24 protein-coding genes are annotated in these 22,903 nt (G+C 47.8%); 20 read left to right on the top strand and 4 right to left on the bottom strand.

The window, feature by feature from the left end; translation table 11 throughout:
• Nucleotides 1-2: 2 nt before the first annotated feature.
• The 20 genes from Q4E40_RS04070 to Q4E40_RS03975 all read left to right on the top strand — a co-directional run bounded on the left by Q4E40_RS04070 (nucleotide 3) and on the right by Q4E40_RS03975 (nucleotide 16,522).
• Nucleotides 3-1,148: a glycosyltransferase family 61 protein gene (locus tag Q4E40_RS04070; protein WP_303410221.1), complete on the top strand. Its 1,146-nt coding sequence runs from the start codon at nucleotides 3-5 to the stop codon at nucleotides 1,146-1,148.
• Nucleotides 1,145-1,924, top strand: coding sequence for a Rossmann-like and DUF2520 domain-containing protein (locus Q4E40_RS04065; RefSeq protein ID WP_303410219.1), 780 nt, complete (start codon nucleotides 1,145-1,147; stop codon nucleotides 1,922-1,924). The genes Q4E40_RS04070 and Q4E40_RS04065 overlap by 4 nt, the downstream gene beginning before the upstream one ends.
• 116 nt (nucleotides 1,925-2,040) lie before the next feature.
• Entirely contained in the window at nucleotides 2,041-2,370 is a 330-nt protein-coding gene (locus Q4E40_RS04060) for a 2Fe-2S iron-sulfur cluster-binding protein (protein ID WP_303410218.1), read from the top strand.
• A gap of 45 nt (nucleotides 2,371-2,415) precedes the next feature.
• On the top strand, nucleotides 2,416-2,658 hold the full coding sequence (iscX, locus tag Q4E40_RS04055) for a Fe-S cluster assembly protein IscX (protein ID WP_303410216.1): 243 nt from the start codon (nucleotides 2,416-2,418) through the stop codon (nucleotides 2,656-2,658).
• A gap of 92 nt (nucleotides 2,659-2,750) precedes the next feature.
• Nucleotides 2,751-3,248 (top strand): KdsC family phosphatase, encoded by a 498-nt coding sequence (locus tag Q4E40_RS04050; RefSeq protein WP_303410215.1) that lies wholly within the window; start codon nucleotides 2,751-2,753, stop codon nucleotides 3,246-3,248.
• 117 nt (nucleotides 3,249-3,365) lie between these two features.
• Complete coding sequence (locus tag Q4E40_RS04045; protein ID WP_076669063.1) at nucleotides 3,366-3,560, top strand: cold-shock protein; 195 nt, start codon at nucleotides 3,366-3,368, stop codon at nucleotides 3,558-3,560.
• Between the two features lie 112 nt (nucleotides 3,561-3,672).
• Nucleotides 3,673-4,518 carry a geranylgeranylglycerol-phosphate geranylgeranyltransferase gene (locus Q4E40_RS04040; RefSeq protein ID WP_303410212.1) on the top strand — a complete coding sequence of 282 codons (846 nt, stop codon included), beginning with the start codon at nucleotides 3,673-3,675 and terminating at the stop codon, nucleotides 4,516-4,518.
• Between the two features lie 271 nt (nucleotides 4,519-4,789).
• The gene (locus tag Q4E40_RS04035; RefSeq protein WP_303410211.1) at nucleotides 4,790-5,233 is read left to right on the top strand and encodes a Fur family transcriptional regulator; all 444 of its coding nucleotides are present in this window, start codon (nucleotides 4,790-4,792) and stop codon (nucleotides 5,231-5,233) included.
• A 60-nt stretch (nucleotides 5,234-5,293) separates the two neighbouring features.
• Nucleotides 5,294-5,797: a PaaI family thioesterase gene (locus Q4E40_RS04030; protein ID WP_303410210.1), complete on the top strand. Its 504-nt coding sequence runs from the start codon at nucleotides 5,294-5,296 to the stop codon at nucleotides 5,795-5,797.
• Between the two features lie 87 nt (nucleotides 5,798-5,884).
• Nucleotides 5,885-6,301 carry a hypothetical protein gene (locus Q4E40_RS04025; RefSeq protein ID WP_303410208.1) on the top strand — a complete coding sequence of 139 codons (417 nt, stop codon included), beginning with the start codon at nucleotides 5,885-5,887 and terminating at the stop codon, nucleotides 6,299-6,301.
• A gap of 113 nt (nucleotides 6,302-6,414) precedes the next feature.
• Entirely contained in the window at nucleotides 6,415-6,954 is a 540-nt protein-coding gene (locus tag Q4E40_RS04020; protein ID WP_303410207.1) for a DUF1697 domain-containing protein, read from the top strand.
• 161 nt (nucleotides 6,955-7,115) lie between these two features.
• Nucleotides 7,116-7,571: a DUF1801 domain-containing protein gene (locus Q4E40_RS04015; protein ID WP_303410205.1), complete on the top strand. Its 456-nt coding sequence runs from the start codon at nucleotides 7,116-7,118 to the stop codon at nucleotides 7,569-7,571.
• Nucleotides 7,572-7,653: 82 nt separating this feature from the next.
• Complete coding sequence (gene purN, locus Q4E40_RS04010; protein WP_303410204.1) at nucleotides 7,654-8,241, top strand: phosphoribosylglycinamide formyltransferase; 588 nt, start codon at nucleotides 7,654-7,656, stop codon at nucleotides 8,239-8,241.
• Between the two features lie 63 nt (nucleotides 8,242-8,304).
• The gene (gene purH / locus Q4E40_RS04005; RefSeq protein ID WP_303410202.1) at nucleotides 8,305-9,828 is read left to right on the top strand and encodes a bifunctional phosphoribosylaminoimidazolecarboxamide formyltransferase/IMP cyclohydrolase; all 1,524 of its coding nucleotides are present in this window, start codon (nucleotides 8,305-8,307) and stop codon (nucleotides 9,826-9,828) included.
• Between the two features lie 497 nt (nucleotides 9,829-10,325).
• Nucleotides 10,326-11,351 carry a rod shape-determining protein gene (locus Q4E40_RS04000; protein ID WP_007652384.1) on the top strand — a complete coding sequence of 342 codons (1,026 nt, stop codon included), beginning with the start codon at nucleotides 10,326-10,328 and terminating at the stop codon, nucleotides 11,349-11,351.
• 9 nt (nucleotides 11,352-11,360) lie between these two features.
• A complete protein-coding gene (gene mreC / locus Q4E40_RS03995) occupies nucleotides 11,361-12,224 on the top strand; it encodes a rod shape-determining protein MreC (RefSeq protein ID WP_303410200.1) in 864 nt (287 codons plus the stop codon).
• Nucleotides 12,217-12,741: a hypothetical protein gene (locus Q4E40_RS03990; RefSeq protein WP_188500475.1), complete on the top strand. Its 525-nt coding sequence runs from the start codon at nucleotides 12,217-12,219 to the stop codon at nucleotides 12,739-12,741. The genes mreC and Q4E40_RS03990 overlap by 8 nt, the downstream gene beginning before the upstream one ends.
• Nucleotides 12,738-14,567, top strand: a complete 1,830-nt coding sequence (gene mrdA / locus Q4E40_RS03985) for a penicillin-binding protein 2 (RefSeq protein ID WP_303410198.1) — start codon at nucleotides 12,738-12,740, stop codon at nucleotides 14,565-14,567. The genes Q4E40_RS03990 and mrdA overlap by 4 nt, the downstream gene beginning before the upstream one ends.
• Before the next feature lie 3 nt (nucleotides 14,568-14,570).
• A complete protein-coding gene (rodA, locus tag Q4E40_RS03980; protein WP_303410196.1) occupies nucleotides 14,571-15,896 on the top strand; it encodes a rod shape-determining protein RodA in 1,326 nt (441 codons plus the stop codon).
• Nucleotides 15,897-16,249: 353 nt separating this feature from the next.
• Nucleotides 16,250-16,522: a DUF4242 domain-containing protein gene (locus Q4E40_RS03975; protein WP_188500478.1), complete on the top strand. Its 273-nt coding sequence runs from the start codon at nucleotides 16,250-16,252 to the stop codon at nucleotides 16,520-16,522.
• A gap of 129 nt (nucleotides 16,523-16,651) precedes the next feature.
• On the opposite strand, the gene Q4E40_RS03970 is transcribed toward Q4E40_RS03975, so the two are convergent.
• The 4 genes from Q4E40_RS03970 to Q4E40_RS03955 form a co-directional block, all read right to left on the bottom strand.
• A complete protein-coding gene (locus Q4E40_RS03970; protein ID WP_303410194.1) occupies nucleotides 16,652-17,779 on the bottom strand; it encodes a class I SAM-dependent methyltransferase in 1,128 nt (375 codons plus the stop codon).
• Between the two features lie 906 nt (nucleotides 17,780-18,685).
• Nucleotides 18,686-19,165 (bottom strand): hypothetical protein, encoded by a 480-nt coding sequence (locus Q4E40_RS03965; RefSeq protein ID WP_303410193.1) that lies wholly within the window; start codon nucleotides 19,163-19,165, stop codon nucleotides 18,686-18,688.
• Between the two features lie 942 nt (nucleotides 19,166-20,107).
• Nucleotides 20,108-21,175: an alginate O-acetyltransferase AlgX-related protein gene (locus Q4E40_RS03960; RefSeq protein ID WP_303410192.1), complete on the bottom strand. Its 1,068-nt coding sequence runs from the start codon at nucleotides 21,173-21,175 to the stop codon at nucleotides 20,108-20,110.
• A gap of 5 nt (nucleotides 21,176-21,180) precedes the next feature.
• Nucleotides 21,181-22,629: an MBOAT family O-acyltransferase gene (locus Q4E40_RS03955; protein ID WP_303410191.1), complete on the bottom strand. Its 1,449-nt coding sequence runs from the start codon at nucleotides 22,627-22,629 to the stop codon at nucleotides 21,181-21,183.
• Between the last annotated feature and the right edge of the window lie 274 nt (nucleotides 22,630-22,903).

Here is a 22,903-nt window from a genome sequence, read left to right as displayed (position 1 = left end):
GTATGCTCTCTGGCTTTTTTAGAACATTTAAACGTAAAATCAATAGTGCCTTCTACGTGACATTGCGGCTGTTCAATTATTACCCTTTCTTCTCTTACCTACACGGCCGTGGCGAGAGAATCAATCTGACAGAAGAATATGAATTAGATTTTACAGAAGACGAAAAGGCATTTCTGAAAGCTTGTGCGGCATCCTATAATTATTTTGAATCAGATTATGCTTTAGGTCATAGACAAAAAGAGCTGTCAATTTACAAGCTGAAAGACGTTACATTTCTAAGTCACACCGGCGCAATTATGCTTCAGCATAAGCTGATAGTAGAGTCAGCCTCGAGTGTAACCAGGCTTACAGAAACGAAGGCTTTTCGGGACTTCAGTTTGCTGTTCTCGCATACCTATACGGACGGAGTATATACTACCATACAACACAGCCACTGGGCTGACAACAACATCTCGCACTGGCTAATTGACTGCCTGCCACGTCTCTATATTATTACACAGCTAATAAAAGAACCAGTTACTCTTTTAATGTGGAGCGGGGCGCATCCCTACCAAAAGCAGATGCTGGAGTATTTGCTGCATGATTACCCCCATATAAAGGTTAAGTATATCAGCAAGCACCATAAGATCAGAATAGCCAATTTTTACCTGCCATCTTTTGTAGCGGCTACCTTTAGCGCATACCTGCCGCCAGATGTTGGTCAGTGGATAAGGGAAAAAATCTGGGACGGCTATGGGATTGAACGCGCTAATCCTAAAAAACGAGTTTACATCAGCCGCTCGAAAGCAACACTTCGCCGCATCTTAAATGAACAGGAGCTGATAGTTCTGTTGGAGCAATATGGCTTTAGAACGGTATGGGCTGAAGATTTAGATTATAAATCGCAAATTCAATTATTTTATGACGCTGAGGCGGTCGTTTCATCCCATGGGGCCGGCCTGACCAATATTCTTTTCGCTGAAAAATGTCACGTCTTGGAGTTTCACCCGGCAAAAATCATGAAAGCGCATTATATGCTTTTAAGTAAGGGACTCGGCTTTGAGTACACACCTATTGTTGGTTCTCATGGAGATGAGTCAGAGTCGTACACAGTACCTTTGCCTGAAGTAGCACAATGGCTTCATACAAATTTTAATGCAACCTCATGAAAATTACCCTCATAGGCTCCGGCAATGTAGCCTGGCACTTGGGCCTGGCCCTGCAGCAGGCTGGACATGATTTGGTGGCGGTATACAGCCCTACCGCAGCGCATCGGGAGGCACTGGCAAAGGTGCTGCATCCGGCGAAGGCGGTTGACTCTCTCGACTTACGTGCCATTGATGCCGAGCTGTTTGTGATCGCCGTGCCGGATGCGACCATAGCCTCGGTCGCGGCGGCAATTCAAGTGCCAGAGGGCGCCATTGTGGTTCATACCTCGGGCTCACAGCCCTTGGCTGCACTGCAAGGTATAGCTGATGCCCGGGCTGGCGTGTTTTACCCTTTGCAAACCTTCTCGAAGTCGAAAGCCGTAGACTTTAGCACAATACCCATACTACTTGAGGCTGAGGATGAACAAACCCTGAAGGCGTTGCAGGAAGTTGCCAACACTATTTCGAAAGAGGTGCATCAGGTGGATTCTCTTAAAAGAAAGCAGCTGCACCTGGCGGCGGTATTTGCCTGTAACTTCACAAACCACCTGTTAGGCATAAGTCGTCAGCTGCTCCAACAGGCAGCATTGCCCGACACGCTCCTGCAACCGCTCATTCAGGAAACGATTGCCAAGGCGATGCTAAGCCACCCCTTTCAGGTACAGACCGGGCCTGCAGTGCGCCACGACCAAAACGTGATTGAGGAGCACCTGAGACTGCTGCAAGACCAGCCGCTTTACCAGCAGGTATACCAACTGCTCACACAGAGTATACAGGACCATTCCCCAAGGCGATAGGCGTCCCTAGCGTAACCTATTGATCCCCCTACAGTTATATTCGGTGGAGGTATAAAGCGCCCGGCTTTGAATCGGGAGGCATGTTTACTAACTTTGCACCGTAAATAGCAAGACTCATGAAAATTGTAAATATAACTTTCAAATTCGCTGACGGGTCACCGGATCAGGTCCTCCCGGCTGTGGAGGGTGAATCGGTGCTGGACGTGGCGCTTAACAACGACATCAAACTGCAGCACAACTGCGGCGGCGTGTGCGGTTGCAGTACCTGCCATGTATACATCGAGTCCGGCATGGACGACCTGCCCGAGATTTCCGACAAAGAGGAAGATTACATTGACCGTGCCGTAGACCCGCGCATTAACTCCCGTCTGGGCTGCCAGTGCGTCATGCAAGGCAACGAGGACATTGTGGTCACCATCCCCCAGCAGGACTTCCTGGGTCACTAAGAGGAAGCGATTAAACTTAAGTCAACATAGATAACTTGAAAAGACATGGATAAGAATTATGAGCCGCCAATTCACTGGAGCGATCACGAAGACATAGCGATGGCCCTGTACGAAAAATTCGGCGATGACTTCAACGAGTCAAAGATTTACCGCGTGCGCTTTACCGAGCTGCTGGAATGGATACTGACGCTGCCAAACTTTGCCGGCAAGCGCGAAGAGTCTAACGAAGGGCATCTGGAGCAAATTCAGGCAGCTTGGGTATACGAGTGGCGCGATAACCAGAACTAAGCTGATATTCAGCCCTGAAAAATTCGTTATATTAAATTAAATATATATTTTTAAAGGTCCTTTCACTAGAAAGGACCTTTTTCTTTTAACCTATGTCTATCACACAACCTGACCTTACACACATCAACACCTTTGTCTTCGATGTGGACGGCGTACTGACGGATGGCTCCCTCTACGTATTTGCTGACGGCGAGAAAGTGCGCGCCTTCAATATCAAAGATGGCTTCGCCATAAAACATGCCATACGCCAGGGGTACAACGTAGCCATTATCTCCGCCAAAAATGAGCCTGGAGTACGCGTGCGGCTGGAGGAGCTTGAAGTTGAGCACATCTTCCTGGGTGCGGAAGACAAAGTAGAAGAACTTGAAAACTACCTGTACATGCAGGGCGTTCATCCCGCCACAGTGGCCTACATGGGCGACGATATGCCAGATATGGAAGCCATGCAGCGCTGCGGCCTCCGGGCCTGCCCGGCTGATGCGGCCGATGACATACGCGAAATCTGCACCTTTATTTCAACAAAAGACGGCGGTAAGGGCGCTGTACGTGAGTTGATTGAGAAAATCATGAAAGTGCAGGATACCTGGTAAGTATGTTATACTTTTCTTCAATCAAATAGCAAATTTCTTTTACATAAAAATTTGCATATATATAATTATTTTTTAATCTTACAGACAGTTTATTCAAAATTATTTATTTTCATTTTTATGAAGACAGGAAAAGTAAAGTTCTTTATTGAGTCAAAAGGCTTCGGCTTCATCACCGAAGACGAAACAAATGAGGATTTCTTCGTGCATGTAACGGGTTTGAACGGCCTGCAAATCCAGCAGCACGACAGAGTAGCTTTCGATACGCAGGAAGGCAAAAAAGGAATCAACGCGGTAAACGTACAGCGTCTCTAACAGCTCTACACCGACAAGAAAACCCCTTCCAGCAAGGGGTTTTTTTATGTCCTTTGTTTGAGGTGCCATCTGCTGGTCTTAACTTTACAAGGGCTATACCTGTTATCTTGTCTTGAAAGAATTCTTATACCTTATCCGCTTCCCCAACCTGCTGCTTATACTGCTGAGCCAGGCGCTGGTGCAGGCCAGTTTGCTGAGCACAGGTATAAACTTAGCAGGTATAGCCACGCCCGGTTTCCTGATACTGACGCTCTCCACGATTTGTATTGCGGCAGCGGGCTACATCATCAACGATTATTACGATGTCAAGATCGACGCCATCAACAAACCTGACCGGGTGGTAGTTGGCAAGAGCATACGACGCAGACCGGCCATGTTTACACACATGGTGTTTTCATTTATAGGTATAGCACTGGGTCTTAACCTTTCCATACCGGTAGGGCTTATCAATGTAGGTGCGGTTTTACTGCTGTGGGGCTATTCTGCCCGGTTGAAGAAATTGCCTTTGGTGGGCAACCTGGTGATAGCACTTTTGTCAGCCTCCATGCTGCTGGTCGTAGCCGTTTACGCCGGCAAGCTCAACAAAATCACCATCAGCTACGCGGTGTTCGCCTTTCTGATTTCGCTTATCCGGGAGGTCATTAAAGACATGGAAGATGTTAGGGGCGACGCCTCTTTCGACTGCCGTACGCTTCCGATCGTGCTGGGTATGCGGCGCGCCAAGTATGTGCTATACCCTGTTATCGCGTTTTTCCAGGCCTTTCTGCTGGTGGTCATCTTTCACCCCGTCACAGGTATAGGCTTTGATATTTACATGCTGCTGTTGGTCCTGATCCCGAGCATCTGGATGACGGTAAAACTGGTACGGGCCGATCGCAAGCGCGACTTCACCTACCTGAGCAACCTGGGTAAGTTCATTATGCTGACCGGCATTTTGTCGATGCTGCTGATCAACTAGAATTTTCGCTTCCCCAGGTATACCGGGTAGCTCTTTCCCTTCTAATTCATAACCCCTGAATGTTAGGGCACGGTAAAAGAGCCGCCTGCTACTTCATCGCCTTACTTCTCTTTATAACCGTACAGGCACTGCGCTATACCTGACGAGACACGGTAAGTACAATGCAGAGGCTGCCAGCAGTTTAGGACTTGCATTTTAGATATGCATTTTGTTATTTAGATAGTCCGTGTGCCTGCGCCGCGGATGACCGTACCCGAACCTACCTTACCTTATGAACAAACTTCACCCGTTACTCGAGGCCTATGGGCTTCGGAAGACGAAGTGCCGTATTGAAGTGCTTCGTTTGTTTCTTGAGCACCGCCATGCATTGGCGCACGCTGCCATAGAAAAGCAGCTCGGCCCGCAGTTTGACCGGGTTACGCTGTACCGCACCCTGCATGCCTTTGAGCAGCACGGGTTGCTGCACAGCATCCCCAGCACTGATGGCATTACGCGCTACGCCCTATGCAAGCAAGCCTGCAACAGACACCGGCACCAGCATGACCACATCCACTTCAGCTGTACTGCCTGCGGACATACTTACTGCCTGAACGAGGTATACGTACCGACGCTGCGAATGCCCGAGGGCTACCAGGTGAAGGAATTCCGGTTTTGTGTGCAGGGTGTGTGCGATAAGTGTGTGCTGCAGCCGGCAGAGTACTTGGCGCACGCATGAGCAACCGCTATACCTGATGGCCCTTGATCCGTAAGCAAAATCTGTACTTAACGCCCTGTTATGCCCACAACTACTTTGACCGCTGCCGATCAGTTCCGCCAGCTTGCCGCCTCGCCCAGTAAACTGCGACTCTTTATGCTGTCCAGGCTGCCGATGGCGTATATGGCCGGCCTGCGGGTTGGCGCTATCTCAGAAGAGCGGGCTGCGGTGACCATCTCCTATAAGTACCTCAACAAGAACCCATTTAACTCCATCTATTTTGCCAGCCTGAGCATGGCGGCCGAGCTTTCGACGGGTTTGCTGTGCATGGCCCAGACCTACAAGTCAGATCCGGCCGTGTCGATGCTGGTCGTGCACATGGAAGCGGATTTCATGAAAAAGGCAGTGGGCAAGATCACCTTTACCTGCGAGGACGGGCAAAGGATTAAAGCAGCCGCAGACCAGACCAAAGCCACAGGCGAAGGGGTAACCGTAGTGGCCACCAGCACAGGTATAGACGAGGCGGGCGATAGAGTGGCCGAGTTCCGGTTCACCTGGTCGTTGAAGGCGAAGCTAAAAAGATAAGCCGCAGCTCCTGGCAGCCATCAGCTGCTTCATAAAAGATTTGCTATATTTAGACCGTACGGCTGCTATATCAGCTTATACACTGCGATGGAAAAATCACTATCCCTGGAAAAAGGCACCGTGCAGTTGCTTGAAGACAAAATCCTTATTCAGGACAATGCCAAACGAGAGTACATCATCAGAATCGTTTCATCGGCCCTCTGGACGTTCTATGGGATTATGTCTGTGCTGCGCTACCTCAAAACAGGTGATGCGTTTTTGCTCTGGACGGGTCTGTTGATCGGCGTTGCCCATTTTGTGCTCCTTGTCTTATCATTTTTAAGGACAACAAAAGCAGAGATAGAATTAAGTGAGGTGCAGCATGTCACTTTTAAATCGAGAAATGGCAACAGGTTTATGGACCTGAAACTTCGTAACGGCTTGAAAAGGCGTGTGAGTAAAATCGCTCCTATTTCTGAAGACATGAGGGCTTTCTTTATGGAGAGGCAAATTCAGGTCAAGTAGCCCTTTTTTAGCTTTAAAACAGCATTCTGATCACTTCTATACCTTTTACCTACGCGCAAATAGCTGCCCTGATCACTGTCCCAAACCTAAGCTTCATACCTTTTCCTTTCAACATGAAAACATACATTGTTCTGCTACGAGGTGTGATGCCTACCGGGAAAAACAGGGTGCCAATGGCGCAACTGCGGCAGGTGTTAAGTGATGCCGGCTTTCAAAAGGTACGCACCTGGATTCAGAGCGGGAATGCTGTGCTGCAGAGCGATTTACCAGCCCGGGAGCTGGAGTTGCGGGTGCATCAGCTGATCAAAGAGCATATCGGGCCGGAGTTGGCCATCGTGGTTAGGACCGGTAACGAGCTCAGGCTAATGCTCGACAACAACCCATTTCAAGGGGACGAGCACCCGATAGCACGGGTATTTTACGTATCTTTTCAGGAGTCGCCGTCCGAGGAGAAGGTACAGGCATTGCTTGCGCAGGACTTTGGGCAGGAGAAGCTCAGCATTACGCCTACAGGAGGCTATATGTTCATACCCCAGGCCTACAACGACAGCAAACTCAGCAATAACTTCCTGGAGCGGAAACTGGGGGTGGCAGCCACCACACGAAACTTTAACACCATCACCAAGATGATTGCCTGGGCTGAGGAGGGCTAAGCTGTAACCCCTTCCCATAAAGTCAGCTATTGAAAAATGCGTCCATTTATTACCCAGTCAGCGCCAGTATTTGTCTGAAGTGCTGGCTCGAAATATACGCTGGCAACAGAGGCACAGACTACAAAAAGTAACAAGCAGCATCACTAAGACAACCTTTAAATATGCAATCAACCGCCCCTACCCCCGAGCTATACCTGGCTGAGCTGCCCGAAGCCCGTCAGCAGATCATGAACGACCTGAGAGAAGTGATTCTCAAGAACATACCTGCAGGCTTTGAAGAAATAATGGGTTATGGCATGATCAGTTACGTCGTGCCGCACACGCTATACCCTTCCGGCTACCACTGCGACCCCAAGCAGCCGCTGCCCTTTATGAGCATCGCCTCGCAGAAGAACCACATTGCCGTCTACCACATGGGGATGTACGCTGATGAAGACCTGCTCAACTGGTTTCAAGAGGAGTATCCGAAACACAGTAAAACCAAGCTCGACATGGGCAAAAGCTGTATCCGCTTTAAGAAGCCGGAGCATGTGCCGCTGGCCCTTATCGGGGAACTGGCCTCCAAAATGACGCCGCAGGAGTGGATCGACCTCTATACCCGTACCTTCAGAAGATAAAAGCTATACCTTTTCTGCCTGTTTGTGCTGGCTCCTATACCTAAACCCGCTATATTTGCGGTTTCAATCGATAGCTATACCTTTGGCACCAGCAGATAAAAAGAATATAGTCATTTTCGCTTCAGGGTCGGGCAGCAACGCACAACGCCTGATGGAGTACTTCGAGCACCATCCTGCAATACGTGTGGCCGCCTTGTTTGCCAACAACCCGAAAGCGTATGCCCTAAAACGAGCCGAGACCTTCCACGTCCCGGCTTTTTTGTTTTCCCGCGACGAGTTTTACAACTCCGCCATAGTGCTGGAGCAGGTGCAGTCATACGAGCCTGACCTGATCGTGCTGGCCGGCTTCCTGTGGCTGGTGCCCCAGAACTTCCTGCAGGCCTTCCCGGACCGCATCATCAACATCCACCCGGCCCTGCTGCCCCAGTACGGCGGCAGAGGCATGCACGGCCTCAACGTGCACACAGCCGTTGTTACGGCGGGCGACAAGGAGTCAGGCATCACGATCCACCGCGTGAACGAGGAGTATGACAAAGGTGAGTTCGTGCTGCAGGAGCGCTGCCCCGTGCACCCTGACGACACGCCTGAAGACCTCGCTGCCCGCGTGCTGCAACTGGAGCACAAGTACTTGCCGGAGGTAGTCGAGAAACTGGTACTGCAACTGCCTTAGAGCTTCCGGTACCAGCAGCACATTAAGAAAATAAAACATTAGCACATTATATAGCCTATACCTATGCAATCTGTCAAAATCAAATCCGCACTGATCTCGGTTTACTACAAAGACCACCTCGAGCCACTGGTAGAGCTCCTGAAGCAACACAACGTCACCATCTACTCCACCGGCGGCACGCAAGCCTTTCTGGAAGAGCAGGGCGCTGACGTCGTAGCCGTGGAAGACCTGACGGCCTATCCATCTATCTTTGGGGGCCGCGTGAAGACCCTGCACCCGAAAGTGTTTGGCGGCATCCTGCACCGCCGCGCCAACGAGAGCGACCTGGCCGAGCGTGCACAGTACGAGATCCCGCCAATTGACCTGGTGGTGGTGGACCTCTACCCTTTCGAGGAGACGGTAGCATCGGGAGCTTCAGAGGCGGAGGTGATCGAGAAGATTGACATTGGCGGCATTTCCCTGATCCGCGCGGCAGCCAAGAATTTCCAGGACGTGCTGATCGTGTCGTCGCGCGAGCAGTATGACGAGGTAGTGGAGCTGCTGCAAGCCAAAGACGGCGCTACGAACCTGGCAGACCGCAAGCGCTTCGCAGCCAAGGCGTTCGACATTTCATCTAACTACGACACACACATCTTCAACTACCTGAGCAAAGAGCAGGACATCAACGTGTTCAAGCAGAGCGTGCGTGAGGCTACGCCGCTGCGCTACGGCGAGAACCCGCACCAGCAAGGCACTTTCTACGGCAAGCTAGAGGACCTGTTTGAGCAATTGAACGGCAAGCAGCTTTCTTACAACAATCTCGTGGACGTGGATGCGGCGGTAGCCCTGGGCGCTGAGTTCGAAGAGCCGGCCGTGGCCATCCTGAAGCACACCAATGCTTGTGGCTGTGCCACCGGCGAGACGATCAAAGAAGCTTATCTGTCTGCTCTGTCAACCGATCCGGTATCGGCCTTTGGTGGTGTGATCATCGCCAACCGTACCATCGATCTGGGCGCGGCTGAGGAGCTGAACAAGCTGTTCTTCGAGGTTTTGATCGCTCCTGATTTCGATGCGGCTGCACTGGAGCTGCTGCGCACTAAAAAGAACCGCATCCTGCTCAAGCAGAAGCCGGTAGAGTTGCCAGCCAAGCAGTTTAAGACGCTCCTGAACGGCGTGATCGAGCAGGACAAGGATCTGAAGACCGAGACAGAAGCCGACTTCAAAACAGCCACCAAGCGTGAGCCATCTGCTGAAGAGAAAAAGGCGCTTGTGTTCGCAGCCAAGGTTTGCAAGCACACCAAGTCTAACACTATTGTATTTGCTACCGACAAAATGATGATCTCCAGCGGCGTGGGCCAGACTTCGCGTGTGGACGCCCTGCGCCAGGCCATCGAGAAGGCCAAGGGCTTCGGCTTTGACCTCAGCAAGACGGTAATGGCTTCCGATGCCTTCTTCCCTTTCCCGGACTGCGTGGAAATCGCGGACCAGGCAGGTATAAAAGCAGTGGTGCAGCCGGGCGGTTCCATCAAAGACCAGGACTCGATTGACTATTGCGACGCCCACAACATGGCCATGGTGATGACGGGCGTGCGCCATTTCAAGCACTAAGGTATAGCGCCTGTTGCAGGTATAGTATTTCAGAAAGCCCCGTTCTTTGCAGGATGGGGCTTTTTGTTTGGTTAGATGTAAGCAGGCTGTTTCTTCATTTAAGCAAACTCTACAAGTTTGGCCATTGCAGAAGCTTATAGGCCTTTATTTTGCAAGTTCGCAACTTGCGAAAGCCACAGACTTGCTACTTACACAACCGCAAGTTTCCGTTTCACTCAAACTTGCGGTATATACTATCCTACAGCCGCCAAACCTTATACCTACCCGGCCAAATCATACTCCAACCTCCATCCAATTTTATACCTGCGGGTGCGTTATGTAAGGCAACACAGAGAATTGTATGGAATATGGGAAAGAAAAACTCTGAAAACTTTTACCTCTTCTGCATCAGCATTATTAATTCCGCTGAAAATCACTAATTTTGCGGCTAGTTTTTGATTAGAAATATTGTATATTAAAAATATAACTGGGCAGCCGCACGCCTTCAAAAAATAAGAATGGGACTATTTAACTTTCTTACCAGCGATATAGCCATTGATTTGGGTACCGCCAATACCCTTATCATTCATAATGATAAGATTGTGGTGGACGAACCATCCATCATCGCCGTGGACCGCACCACGGGCCGTGTACTCGCTATTGGCCGCAATGCCATGCAGATGCACGAAAAAACGCACGAAAACATCAAGACCATCCGTCCGCTGAAAGACGGTGTGATCGCAGACTTCCACGCCGCCGAGGAGATGATCCGGGGTATGATCAAGATGATCGACACGGGCCGTCGCCTGTTCCAGCCTTCGCACCGCATGGTGATCTGTATCCCTTCGGGCATTACGGAGGTGGAGAAGCGCGCCGTGCGTGACTCGGCCCAGCATGCCGGCGCCAAAGAGGTATGGATGATTCAGGAGCCAATGGCTGCCGCCATAGGTATAGGCATTGATGTGGAGCAGCCCATCGGCTCCATGATCGTGGACATCGGGGGTGGTACGACGGAGATCGCCGTGGTAGCCCTTTCCGGCATCGTGTGCGACCAGTCTATCCGTATTGCGGGCGACGTGTTCACCAAGGACATCTTGGACTACATGCGCCGCCAGCACAACCTGCTGATCGGGGAACGTTCTGCCGAGAAGATCAAGATCGAAGTAGGCTCCGCCCTGACCGAACTGGAAAACCCACCGGCCGACTACGAGATCCGTGGTCGCGACCTGATGACAGGTATACCGAAGGTGATCAAGGTAACCTACCAGGAAATCGCCATCGCGCTGGACAAGTCAGTGTCTAAGATCGAAGAGGCCGTACTGAAAGCGCTTGAGATTGCGCCGCCGGAGCTGTCTGCCGACATCTACGACAACGGCATTCACCTGACAGGCGGTGGCGCCTTGCTGCGCGGCTTCGATAAGCGTCTGGCTGCCAAAACTAAACTGCCGATCCACATTGCCGAAGACCCGCTGAGAGCAGTGGTGCGCGGCACGGGTGCGGCTATCAAAAATCTGGAAGGCTTTAAGAACGTTCTGCTGACCTAAGCACACCGCATGCGGAATCTATTTGCATTTATTTATCGGTTCCGTGCATTCCTTCTATTCGTGTTGCTGGAGGCGCTCTGCATCTTCCTGATTGTGCGCTACAACACATATCAGGGAGCCGCTATGTTTAACTCCGCCAACACCTATGTGGGGCGTGTGCTGGAGTTCCAAAGTGGCGTGACCGACTACTTCAGGCTGGCGTCTGTGAACAGTACGCTTGCCCAGGAGAACGCCGTGCTGCGCCAGCAACTCATGTCTTACAGGCAGGATGCCGAAGCGGACAGCACCGATCAGCTTGACACGACCTTTTTTGCCGCTACTGACTCTGCCAGGGCTGAGCCTTTTATTCTGCATGCCGGTCGTGTGATCAACAACTCGATCCGCCGCACCAACAACTACCTGACACTGGCAGCCGGCAGCCTGGATGGCGTGAAACCAGGTATGGGGGTTATCTCTCCGAATGGAGCCGTAGGACGCGTGAAGACAGTATCAAAGCACTATGCAACTGTTACCTCACTGCTGCACTCGCAAATGCTGATCTCGGCCAAGATCAAGAAAGATAACACCTTTGGCACCATTAAGTGGACCGGTGGCGACTACCGCACGGCCCTGCTCGATTATATACCGCTTCACGTGAAGCCCGAGCCTGGTGACACTGTGATGACGAGCGGCTTTAACACGGTGTTCCCGGAAGGGATCATGATCGGCACGATCAGCGAGGTGGAGCGTGAGCTGGATAAGAGCTTTTATACCATTCGGGTGCAACTCTCCGTTGACTTCGCCCAGCTCTCTTATGTATATGTCGTGGAGAATCCGCGGCGTCCGGAGCAGGACTCCCTTGAAATAGAAGCAGGAATAATCCCCCATGAATAACAGCTTAGGTATAGGGCATATCGTGCAGTTTGTGGTATTTGTGGCCTTGCAGATACTGTTGATGGACAACCTGGTGCTTTTTGGCACCGGCTTCAGCTTTATTTATATCGCTTTTCTACTTTTCCTGCCGCTTGAGATGAACCGGGTCCTACTCCTGTTTCTGGGCTTTATAGCGGGCTTCGCAGTCGACATTTTCTATGACACGATGGGCATACACGCAGCGGCCAGTGTGCTGCTGGCTTATTTAAGGCCCATGATATTGAACCTTCTCACACCGCGCGATGGTTACGATACGAATGATTCCGTGAACATACACATCATGGGATGGCGCTGGTTTCTGGCTTATGCGCTTACCCTGATCCTGGCGCATCACACGGCTGTGTTCCTTCTCGAGATTTTCAGTCTGGAGGGGTTATCGGCCGCAGTACCCAAAATACTGCTGAGCACCTTGTTCACGGGGGTAGTTATGGTTATATTGCAGTTACTGTTCTTCTCCCTTAAGAGAGCGAATAGATGAATTACCTCGAAAACAGAAAATACGTCATACAAGCAATCTTCCTGGTGGTGGGTGTGGTTTACGCACTGCGCCTTTTCTACATCCAGGTAGTGGACAGCAGCTACAAGCAGGCCGCTGAGACCAACGCGATCAAGACCGTTATCCAATATCCTTTCCGGGGCCTGATCTACGACCGCAACGGCGAACTGCTGGTGCAGAACACACCCGTGTATGATCTCATGATCGTGCCCAAGGAAGCCCGTAACATCGACACGCTGCGCCTGGCCAGCATGCTCGACATCACACTGGAGGATGCCCGCGAACGCTTTAAAAAAGCCCGCGCCTATTCCTGGGTAAAGCCTTCCATCTTTCAGCAGATGCTGAGCACGCAGGACTTCGCCCACATCCAGGACAACCTGATCGACTTCCCCGGCTTTTACATCAATGCCCGTACCGCCCGCGGCTATCCACATCAGAGTCTGGGGCATGCGCTCGGCTACATTGCTGAAATTAGCCCGAAACAGCTCGAGGACAGCACCTACGCAGGCTACCGCCCCGGCGACTACATCGGCAAGGCAGGTATAGAAATGGCTTATGAGGAGTACCTGATGGGCAAGCGTGGCGTCAAGTACAAAATGGTGAACGTGCGCGGCATCGACAAGGGCTCTTTTAAAGACGGCGCCTACGACACACTTTCCATAGCCGGCCAGAACATGGTGAGCACCATCGACCTGGATTTGCAGGCCTACGGCGAACGACTGATGAACGGTGCCAAAGGCAGCATCGTGGCCATCGAACCGAAGACCGGTGAGATCCTGGCCTATATCTCGGCGCCTTTCTACGACCCGAACCTGTTCACCGGCAAAGACTACGGCAAGAACTACATGCAGCTGCTGAAGGACCCGGATAAGACCATGTTCAACCGTCCGATCATGGCCGACCAAAACCCGCCCGGTTCTATCTTCAAACTGACGCAGGCTTTGATCGCACTGGAAGATGGTGTGATAGACCCGAACACAAGGTATGCCTGCAACAAGTCTCTGGTGAATTGCCACCCGCACCCCTCGCCGCTCGATTTGCGCGGTGCGGTACAGCACTCCTGCAACCCATGGTTCTTCCAGGCCTATAAAGCGCTCATTAACCAGGGCAAGTCCAAAAATACGTTTACCGACACGTCGATTGGCCTGAAGGACTGGCGCGAGCATGTGCTCACCTTCGGCTTCGGCAAGAAACTGGGCATCGATATACCGGGTGAAAAATCGGGTATCATTGCCTCTACTGAACTGTACGACCGCGTGTATGGTAAAGACCGCTGGAAATACTCTACCATCTACTCCCTCAGCATCGGGCAGGGCGAATTGGGTGTAACGCCGCTGCAGATGGCGAATTTTATGGCCATTGTCGCCAACAAGGGCTATTATGTGACCCCGCACCTCATCCGCTCGATTGGGGAGGACGGCAAGCCGCTTGCAGAAAACTACGAACGTCACTATACCTCTGTGAAGCCACACCACTTCGACCCAATCATAGAGGGTATGGCTGAAGTGGTGCGCGCCGGCACAGGCCGTAAGGCCAGCCTCGGGAAAGTAGGTATCACTGTGTGTGGCAAAACCGGAACGGCTCAGAATCCGCAGGGTCCTGACCATGCCGTGTTTGTGGCTTTCGCACCGATGGAAGATCCTAAAATTGCCATAGCTGTTTATGTGGAGCACGGTAAGTGGGGCGGTCAGTCGGCAGCACCCATTGCGGGCCTGATGATCGAGCAGTACCTGACGGACACAGTAACGATCAAAGAGCAGGAGAAGTGGGTGCTGAGCCGGGAGTATTTAAATATTAGATCGAAGTAAGGTATGTCAACAACGCAACATCGTGTACTCGGGGGAAAGATCGTGCAGCCTAGCAGCCGCCGGCAGTCGACCAGCGTGTTTGGCAACCTGGACTGGTTCACGGTGCTCATTTACTTTGTACTGGTGGCGCTGGGCTGGATGAACATCTACGCCGTGGTGTATAGCCCTGACAACGTGGTGAACATCTTCAGCTTCGACATCAACTCTGGCAAGCAGTTGCTGTGGATCGGTACGGGCGTGATCCTGATGATCGTGCTGCTCGTTGTCGATTACAAGGTATACGAACACCTGGCCTACCCCATTTACGGCGGCATAATCCTATTACTTCTGTTTACGCTGGCCGTGGCCAGTCCGGTGGCGGGGTCGCGCTCCTGGCTCGAACTGGGGGGCGGTGTACGCCTGCAACCCGCCGAGCTCGCTAAATTTGCGACTGCCCTGGCTATCTCCAAGTTCCTGAGTCAGGTGAGCCTGCGCCAGCAGAAAATGAGAGACCAGATGATCCTGGCGGCCATTACATTTCTGCCCGCTATCATCATTATTCTACAGAACGAGACGGGATCGGCCCTTGTGTTCGGCGCCTTTATTCTGGCCTTCTTCCGCGAAGGCATGTCGCCACTCATCCTGATCATCGGTGGTTCCGCAGCAGCTATCTTCATCCTGACGCTGCTCGTACCCAAGCTATACCTGCTCATCGGCATCGCTGCCCTCATGGGCCTGGCCATGTTCCTGGACTACCGCCTCATGCGCCGCTTCAAAACCATGATCGCGCTTTTTGTACTGGTAGTGGGTATGGTATTCAGTGTGGATTATTTTGTAAACGACGTCCTGCAGCCGCACCAGCAGAACCGAATCAAGGCGCTCATCAACCCGGAGGCTGACCCGCTGGGTTATGGCTGGAACGTCACGCAGTCGAAGATCGCGATTGGCTCGGGCGGTTTCTGGGGCAAGGGTTTTCTGGAGGGGACGCAGACCAAGTTCGACTTCGTGCCCGAGCAAAGCACCGACTTTATCTTCTGCACCATCGGCGAGGAGCACGGCTGGGTGGGCAGCACGGTTCTGATTGCGCTGTTCCTGTTGCTGATGATGCGCATTGTCTACATTGCGGAGCGGCAGAAGTCCGTCTTTGGTCGCACCTATGGCTACTGCGTGGTCTCCGTCATCTTCTTCCACTTCGTCATCAACGTGGGCATGACCATCGGCCTGGCGCCCGTGGTAGGTATACCGCTGCCTTTCTTCAGCTACGGCGGCTCTTCGCTGTGGTCGTTTACCATCCTGCTCTTCATCCTGCTGGCCATTGACGCAAACAGGAACAGAGAGTTGGTGCGATAAGGTATAGCAAAAAGCACTTCACTACAGAAAACGGCCAGTGCAGCGGGATGCTCTTTTCAGGGTGTTTCTGACGCACTGGCCGTTTTCATTTCTATTGATGACCCTCCCACAGTACTAATTTCCCATCTACCGCCCTATCAAATCACCACAACTACAGGCACAACTAACCGTAATCATATATTGCTGACAATCATTATTTTACAACCACATAAAGGCACTATCTGCAAACTTGTGCGTCTGCTGTTAATGGGTGGTCGGCGGCATTACTCCACTTGCAGCACTAGCTGAGACTCCTGTTACATTGTATATCTGATTTACAGCATCAAAACTATATGCTTTACACTTATACCTACATGCCTAAATTTGTCATTGAAAGAGAGATACCGGATGCCGGCAAGCTGACACCGGATCAGTTGAAATCCATTTCACAAACCTCCTGCGGCGTGCTCGACAAGATGGGGCCGAAGATCCAATGGGTCCAGAGCTACGTGACTGACGATAAGATTTATTGCATCTACAATGCGCCGAACGAAGATATGGTGCGGGAGCATGCCAGACAGGGAGGCTTTCCGGCCAATAAGATAAGCAGGGTGGGCACGGTCATAGACCCAACGACAGCAGAGTAGGCGGCTAAGAAACTTCGGGAATAGGTTATAAAAACAACTAAAGCAGCAAAGAACCACTGTTTCATCTCGAAGGATGAAGAAACAGGTGCAGGGTGGTCAAACACTGGTTTAAAGTATAGCTATGTCTGTTCAGGTGCTATACCTGATTTTCGATGTGTAGGTCGGCTTGCTAATGGCATGCCCGGTTTTAGGGTTAATGAAGCGCACTTTCCCAAGCCTAAGTAGCCTCTCGTAAGCCTGCTTATAATTTTCTAGAATGTAGTGGGTGCCTATACTGTGCTTTTCGTATACCTGCTGCAACGCCATATTATTGTACTCCCGCGCATTTTGTAATAAATCCTTCATTAGGCTTTCAATTGAAAACCTATAGTGTTCTTGAAACAAAGTCATTTGCTTGTGCTGCAGGTTTGCCCCAAATAAAGGCACCCCATCTTCCTGATAATCGCTATACCGAAGCATTATCTCTTTTAGTTTGTTATAAGCCAAATCTACTTTAGATGCAAAAAGCAAATAGTGACTGCTTTGCTTCCTATCGGGAAGATTGATTCTGAATAGGAAAACCGTATAACCTTTATCACGGAATATAGCTTCAAGACAATTCATTACGAAATCTTCTCTTCTGGTCGTATCCCGGTATGCTTTATAATAAGCCTTGATCAGATCCAGATGTTCGCCGAAAATTTCCTGTATTAAGGTATCGACCTTTCTGCTTATAAGGACCTTTTCCAGTTTTTCAAAGTCAAGCAGCATGAATAGATCAGCTTCATGCCTGATTAATTGCAATAGCATTTCCTGCAAGTAGCTGTCTGCAAATGGATCTAAAAAAGCCAGAGCAGCAGGCTTGCTGGCAAGACGCTCTTGTAGCAGTGCGCTAGTGGCCTCGTCATCTAGTATCACAGGCTGGTGCACCAGCTTATCATAGAACGGCTGTGCCTCCAGCACCTCTTTTAGTAATGTTAGAGCCTCCCTGTCAGGATCGAAAAAGAAGGTTTCTAAAGAGTCATTCAGGTCGAGACGGGAGCCACGGGTTCTGTATACAGCATGTAGCAGTCTAATAGGTATAGCAGAGCTCGCCACATCATGACCTGCAAAGCCTAATGTTAAGTCAAGGTAGAGAGCATTAGATACTGCACCTCCCCCCGAACTAGCTTGATGCGCACCAAACCAAGACTCTACAAACGGCACCAATACCTCTGATTTGATCTCCGAAATATTTCGCTTTCTTCTGAAAAAATCACTGGTATTACTTAAAGTCATATTCTGTACACGAAATTTAAAGATATTGCAAGCAGCTTACCACCCTGAAATTACTGGTAGTTTCCTTTTGCACTCTGGAACAGAAGATCTATCCATTATCATTCCAAAGTTGCAGCCTTAACTCTTGAAATGCAAAGAGTCCGTGCAACTCTTGTTACAAGGACTCTTTGAAATATGCCAGCAACAGGCGCCTAACCTGCTTTGCTGATGATGGTAATGCCTATGTATTTCTGCCTTATGCTTCTAATACGCTTTAAGAATTGGTGCCTGCTCTTCCTACTTTGATTGTAACCATTTTACTGCATGTGCTTTATTCGAAAAAATGGCAACTTGGATTTGTGAACCAATCTACCATGAAGCATTGTCTCTCCTCCTGCTTCACCAAAATATCCTCGACACGCCACTGAGCCAGATATATTATAACTGCAGCGTAGGCACCTGGCAACCATTTCTCTGTTATCCAACCTATAGAATCAGCCCATAGGCAAGGGAGTCTGTGTTATCGTTTTGTCTGAAAGCACATTGTATACATTCTTGTATTTCTAAACCGTCTGTGAGGGCATTCCTAAGATCTTGTTGTAAAGCAGTGCCATACCATATAGCGTCTACCATATTGGTTAGCTTTTTATATTTTATTCTGTAGAAAATCCTTCCAAATATATTTTCAACTTCCTTCTGCACTATAATAGGTATACTCGGTAAAAGATTAGCTTACACTCGCAAAAGCAATCAAAGCAACAGAACGCTTAGCATTTTAAAATTCTGTTATTCTGTGCTTTTTAGGATGTTTGCTTGTTAATAACCTATAAAGAGCACTATTGGATCATTATTATTTTTTTCAAAAGGAAATTTTTGGAAGATTGAGTTGCTCTCCTCAGGTTTTGTCTTACTTGTTGATTTATACCTCTATTGATTCTCGCTCCACTGCTCGAATGTTCCTGAGCTTATGTCATAGCTAAAAACTTTAAACAAATCCAATGTTTGGCCCGCCTTGATTTCGAAGTAAGAGTAGGAGTATGCGAGGCTACTTCTATCAGAGGATTTAGGAAGTAGCACGTAAATAAAATATCTTCCTGGCTCTATTTTCTCTTTCATTACAGAGCCTATTGCTCCGTATTTCATAGTCTTAAAAGAGGCGCTTGATTTGTCATAAGCATAGCCAAAAATAATATCTGGTGATGCATCGATATCAAATTCACTATTTTCAGCATTCCACACATGAATGATTGCTGTTTTAGGTTCAGTAGTTATCGTCCCTGATGATAATTTCTTTTCTTTCATCACCTTAAGATTCATTAAAGTGGGAAGTTCTGGTTTAGGTGAATCCTTTTCGCATGAAAAGAGAAAAAATAAAGCCAGTATCGGAAGCAATATAAATTTTTTCATACGTGTTTAATTTTTTGTGGATGAATTATAATTTTTAGCACAGACACTATAATATACGGTGACTGAATATATTGGTTAATTAAAATTTAAAAGACATATAGTCATACTTTCAATTATAATTAGGTAAGGTTGACACCGTATAATATTAACCACCAGTGCTTAGTCTAAATTCTTATTACACTTTTTAACTAGAGAGTAACGGGGCAGATATAATTCAGCCTGAAAGATTTTTGAATACTAGTCTTTTGCTGCAATCAGCAGCTGACAGTATAAAGTCGATGTGATGGTGCTACTTATGTTGAAGCGGGATTATGAATAGCCCCCTTACAGAACAGGATACAGACTAGATATGCTTTGCACTACTTTATTCTATTATTGCTGTTCCTGTTTCACTTCTTTTAAGATTCTTATTATTCCCGATAAAACAGGGCACAGCACTCTAGTAACAAAAAATCTAGTACTTTGACCTTTAATTAAGTATATCAAATAAGAGTAAGATGTTAGTAGTTTCATTGCCCCCCTGTCAACTGCTATAATATTTAAGACAACAAAGCTGTGAAGGTCGAAACGTACTAGAGTTGGAGCACCCTTCAGAATTGATGATACTGCATCATAAACTATATGAACAAGAGTACTGAAGATAGTAATGAAGCAACACTTACTATTTTGGGGGTTGCACAACAAAAAAGACCTGTAAATTAGCTATTTACAGGTCTTTTTTCAGTTTATTCAGTACCAGGAGCGTGTACACAACCCTTTGTATATATAGCTGTAATTCAGTAACTTAACCCTGTATTTAAGGTAACAAGTTACAAACTGGTTACATAATCAATGAAAGCACCTGCTTTGACAAAGAAAACTAATCGGATGTTAAATTTCACATGAAAGGATGGATATGGCAACAGCCACTCTATTCTCTCTAATGGATACTTAGCAAAACCTTTACAGATCTGCTAAGCTCTTTTCAGATTGATTTCTAATCACTTTGCTTAACTCTTTAGCAACTAACCGGCTCCCTATCGGTGACCAATGAGTATCATCATAGAAGTAGATATCTTTCTTTTTTCTAATTTCATCACCAAGTAACTTCTTTGTATCTATATATATATAGTCTTTTGGCATACTCCTAATATGCTCAAAAAACATCGGTTTAGGGTAATCTTCTTTATTGACAATATAATCATAATAGAAAGAATACTTATCCGGGCTTGGCAGAACAATTAACTGAACTCCCCTTTCATTAAGTAGCATTGCTATGTTGTTAAGCTCCTTATTTAGCTCAAGGATAGCTTTTATTTCATTATTTACTTTCACACTTTCTATGTCTTGCTCATAAAATAGCAAGCTTTTTCTATCAAGGGAAAAAAGCCGCTCTGTAGTCTCAACCTGATAAGTTTGTGTATAAAAAGCATTGTCATCGAACAATCTAAAAAAATTATATAAAGGGAACTTTACTAGCCTATCAGAAAAGAGTTCATCCGCAGTTGCCTCCCCCTTCTTAACATGCTGGGCCTTCAGTTTCTTTATTGATGCATAATTAATTGCTTCCCCCGATTCTAGGCCTTCCCCCCTCTTAACAAAATGCCTTTCAACAGATTGCAATACAACATATTCAACCTTTACGGCATCTAAAATGTCTCCATTTATCAAACCATATAATGTTTGTATAGGATTAGATTTATCTTGCAAAAACCTGTCATAGCTCAAGATACTAATAGTATCATTTTCAGCTAAGAAGCTTACATAATCGAACCCGCTTTGCTTAGAGAATGAATCACCTATAACAAGCGCTGTAAACTTTTTTTGAGAACTATTACTTACATCAGAAATACTGATAACCCTGCCTTTTGCCCTCTCTCCCTCAAAGATATGCCTATAATCTGTAATATCTGGAATATACCCGAGCCGGAATAAGTCCCCCTTATAAGTTGAGTAAAATATTTTAGTGAATAAAAACAGGATGAAAATAGGTAGTAAAAATACTATGCTCTTTAACAGAAACCTTTTCATGTATCTTAGAATTGGAAGTAAATAAACTGCTGCTCTTTGCCACCGAACCAGAATATAGCAATGATTATGGTATAGTACATTGCATATCTAACTGGGCGCTTCCAATTTACTCCTAGATGTGCAATCGCATATTGCTGCTCCCTGCCTAACCACTCAATAAGCACAAAACTAGAGGTAAGTAGAACAGTAGTTAAAGCACCACTCATACCTGCAAAGCGCGGAACAGTAAATAGGGACGGTGACAGAATCTCTGCAATGTAATTGATTGCATGGCTCATATTATCAGCCCTAAAGAAAATCCAGGCAAAGACAGTTAATCCAAAGGTAACAAGCATGGAGAGCAACTCTTTTATTGTAGGCAGATATCTACCTTCAGCCACTATATGCAAGTTGTTTCTGTTGTTATTGGTCAATAAAACAGGCAGGAAGTAAATAGCATTTAGCGCCCCCCAAACGATAAAGGTCCAGTTCGCTCCATGCCAAAAACCACTTAAAATAAATATGATAAACGTATTCCTGACTTTCATCCACATGCCGCCTCTACTACCGCCTAGTGGAATGTAGACGTAATCTCTGAACCAAGTAGACAGTGAGATGTGCCAGCGCCTCCAAAATTCTGCGATGTCCCTTGAAAAGTACGGGAAGGCAAAGTTCCTCATCAGGTCAAAACCAAATAGTCTTGAGGTGCCTATAGCTATATCAGAATAACCAGAAAAGTCGCCATATATTTGAAAAGTAAAGAATAATGCGCCTAATACGAGGGTGCTTCCTGAATAATCATCAGAATTATTGAATATAAGGTTAGCGTACTCAGCGCAATTATCGGCAATAACCACCTTCTTAAAAAGCCCCCAGAGAATTTGTCGCATCCCATCCACTGCCAGTCCATAGTTAAACGTCCGCTTCGTGTAGAATTGAGGGAGTAAATTAGTGGCCCTTTCGATTGGTCCTGCAACCAATTGGGGGAAAAAGCTCACAAAAGCCGAGAAGGCAATAAAATCTTTTGTCGGCTCAAGTTTCCTTTTGTATACATCAATGGAATAGCTTAAGGTTTGGAAGGTATAGAAACTGATACCTACAGGCAAAATTACATTAAGTGAACCACCTTTTATTTCTGCCCCGAGGAATGTAAACGCTGTGACAAAATTATCTAAAAAGAAATTATAATATTTGAACACACCTAGAAATCCAAGGTTAATTATAATGCTCGACCAAAGCCAGACTTTTCTCTTTACAGGATTTTCTTCCTTTGCTAAGCCGAGGCCAATCGCATAATCAGTTAAAGTGCTGAAAAGTATTAATGACAGGAACTTCCAATCCCACCAGCCATAGAACAGGTAGCTTGCAGCCACTATCAGCAAGTTTTGAAGCCTTAGGTTATTGTTTGTCACAAACCAATAGAGGATAAAGACTATCGGTAAAAATATTGCAAAGTCAATAGAGTTAAATAACATACTACTGTTATATCTTTTGGAGCTTGGTAATAGTAACTAAAAAGAAGAATACAAAAGAGAACACATCTAATTTCAAGCTCGCAAAATACAAAACCCTTACTAAGTATTCCTAATAAAGCTTTCCTAAAATATAGTATTGTTTATCCAACACTGAGTTTTTTTAGCTGTTAGATAAGCCAAACAAATTTAAACACGGGAGCAAATCTAAGAAAAAGGATAGGCCTTGGCCTTTTTAGGCGGCAAACTAAGTTTATTACATACTTTGCCAATTGTA

The organism is Pontibacter coccineus, assembly GCF_030546575.1.
GTDB lineage: Bacteria > Bacteroidota > Bacteroidia > Cytophagales > Hymenobacteraceae > Pontibacter > Pontibacter coccineus.
This window is presented reverse-complemented; position numbering and strand designations above follow the sequence as displayed.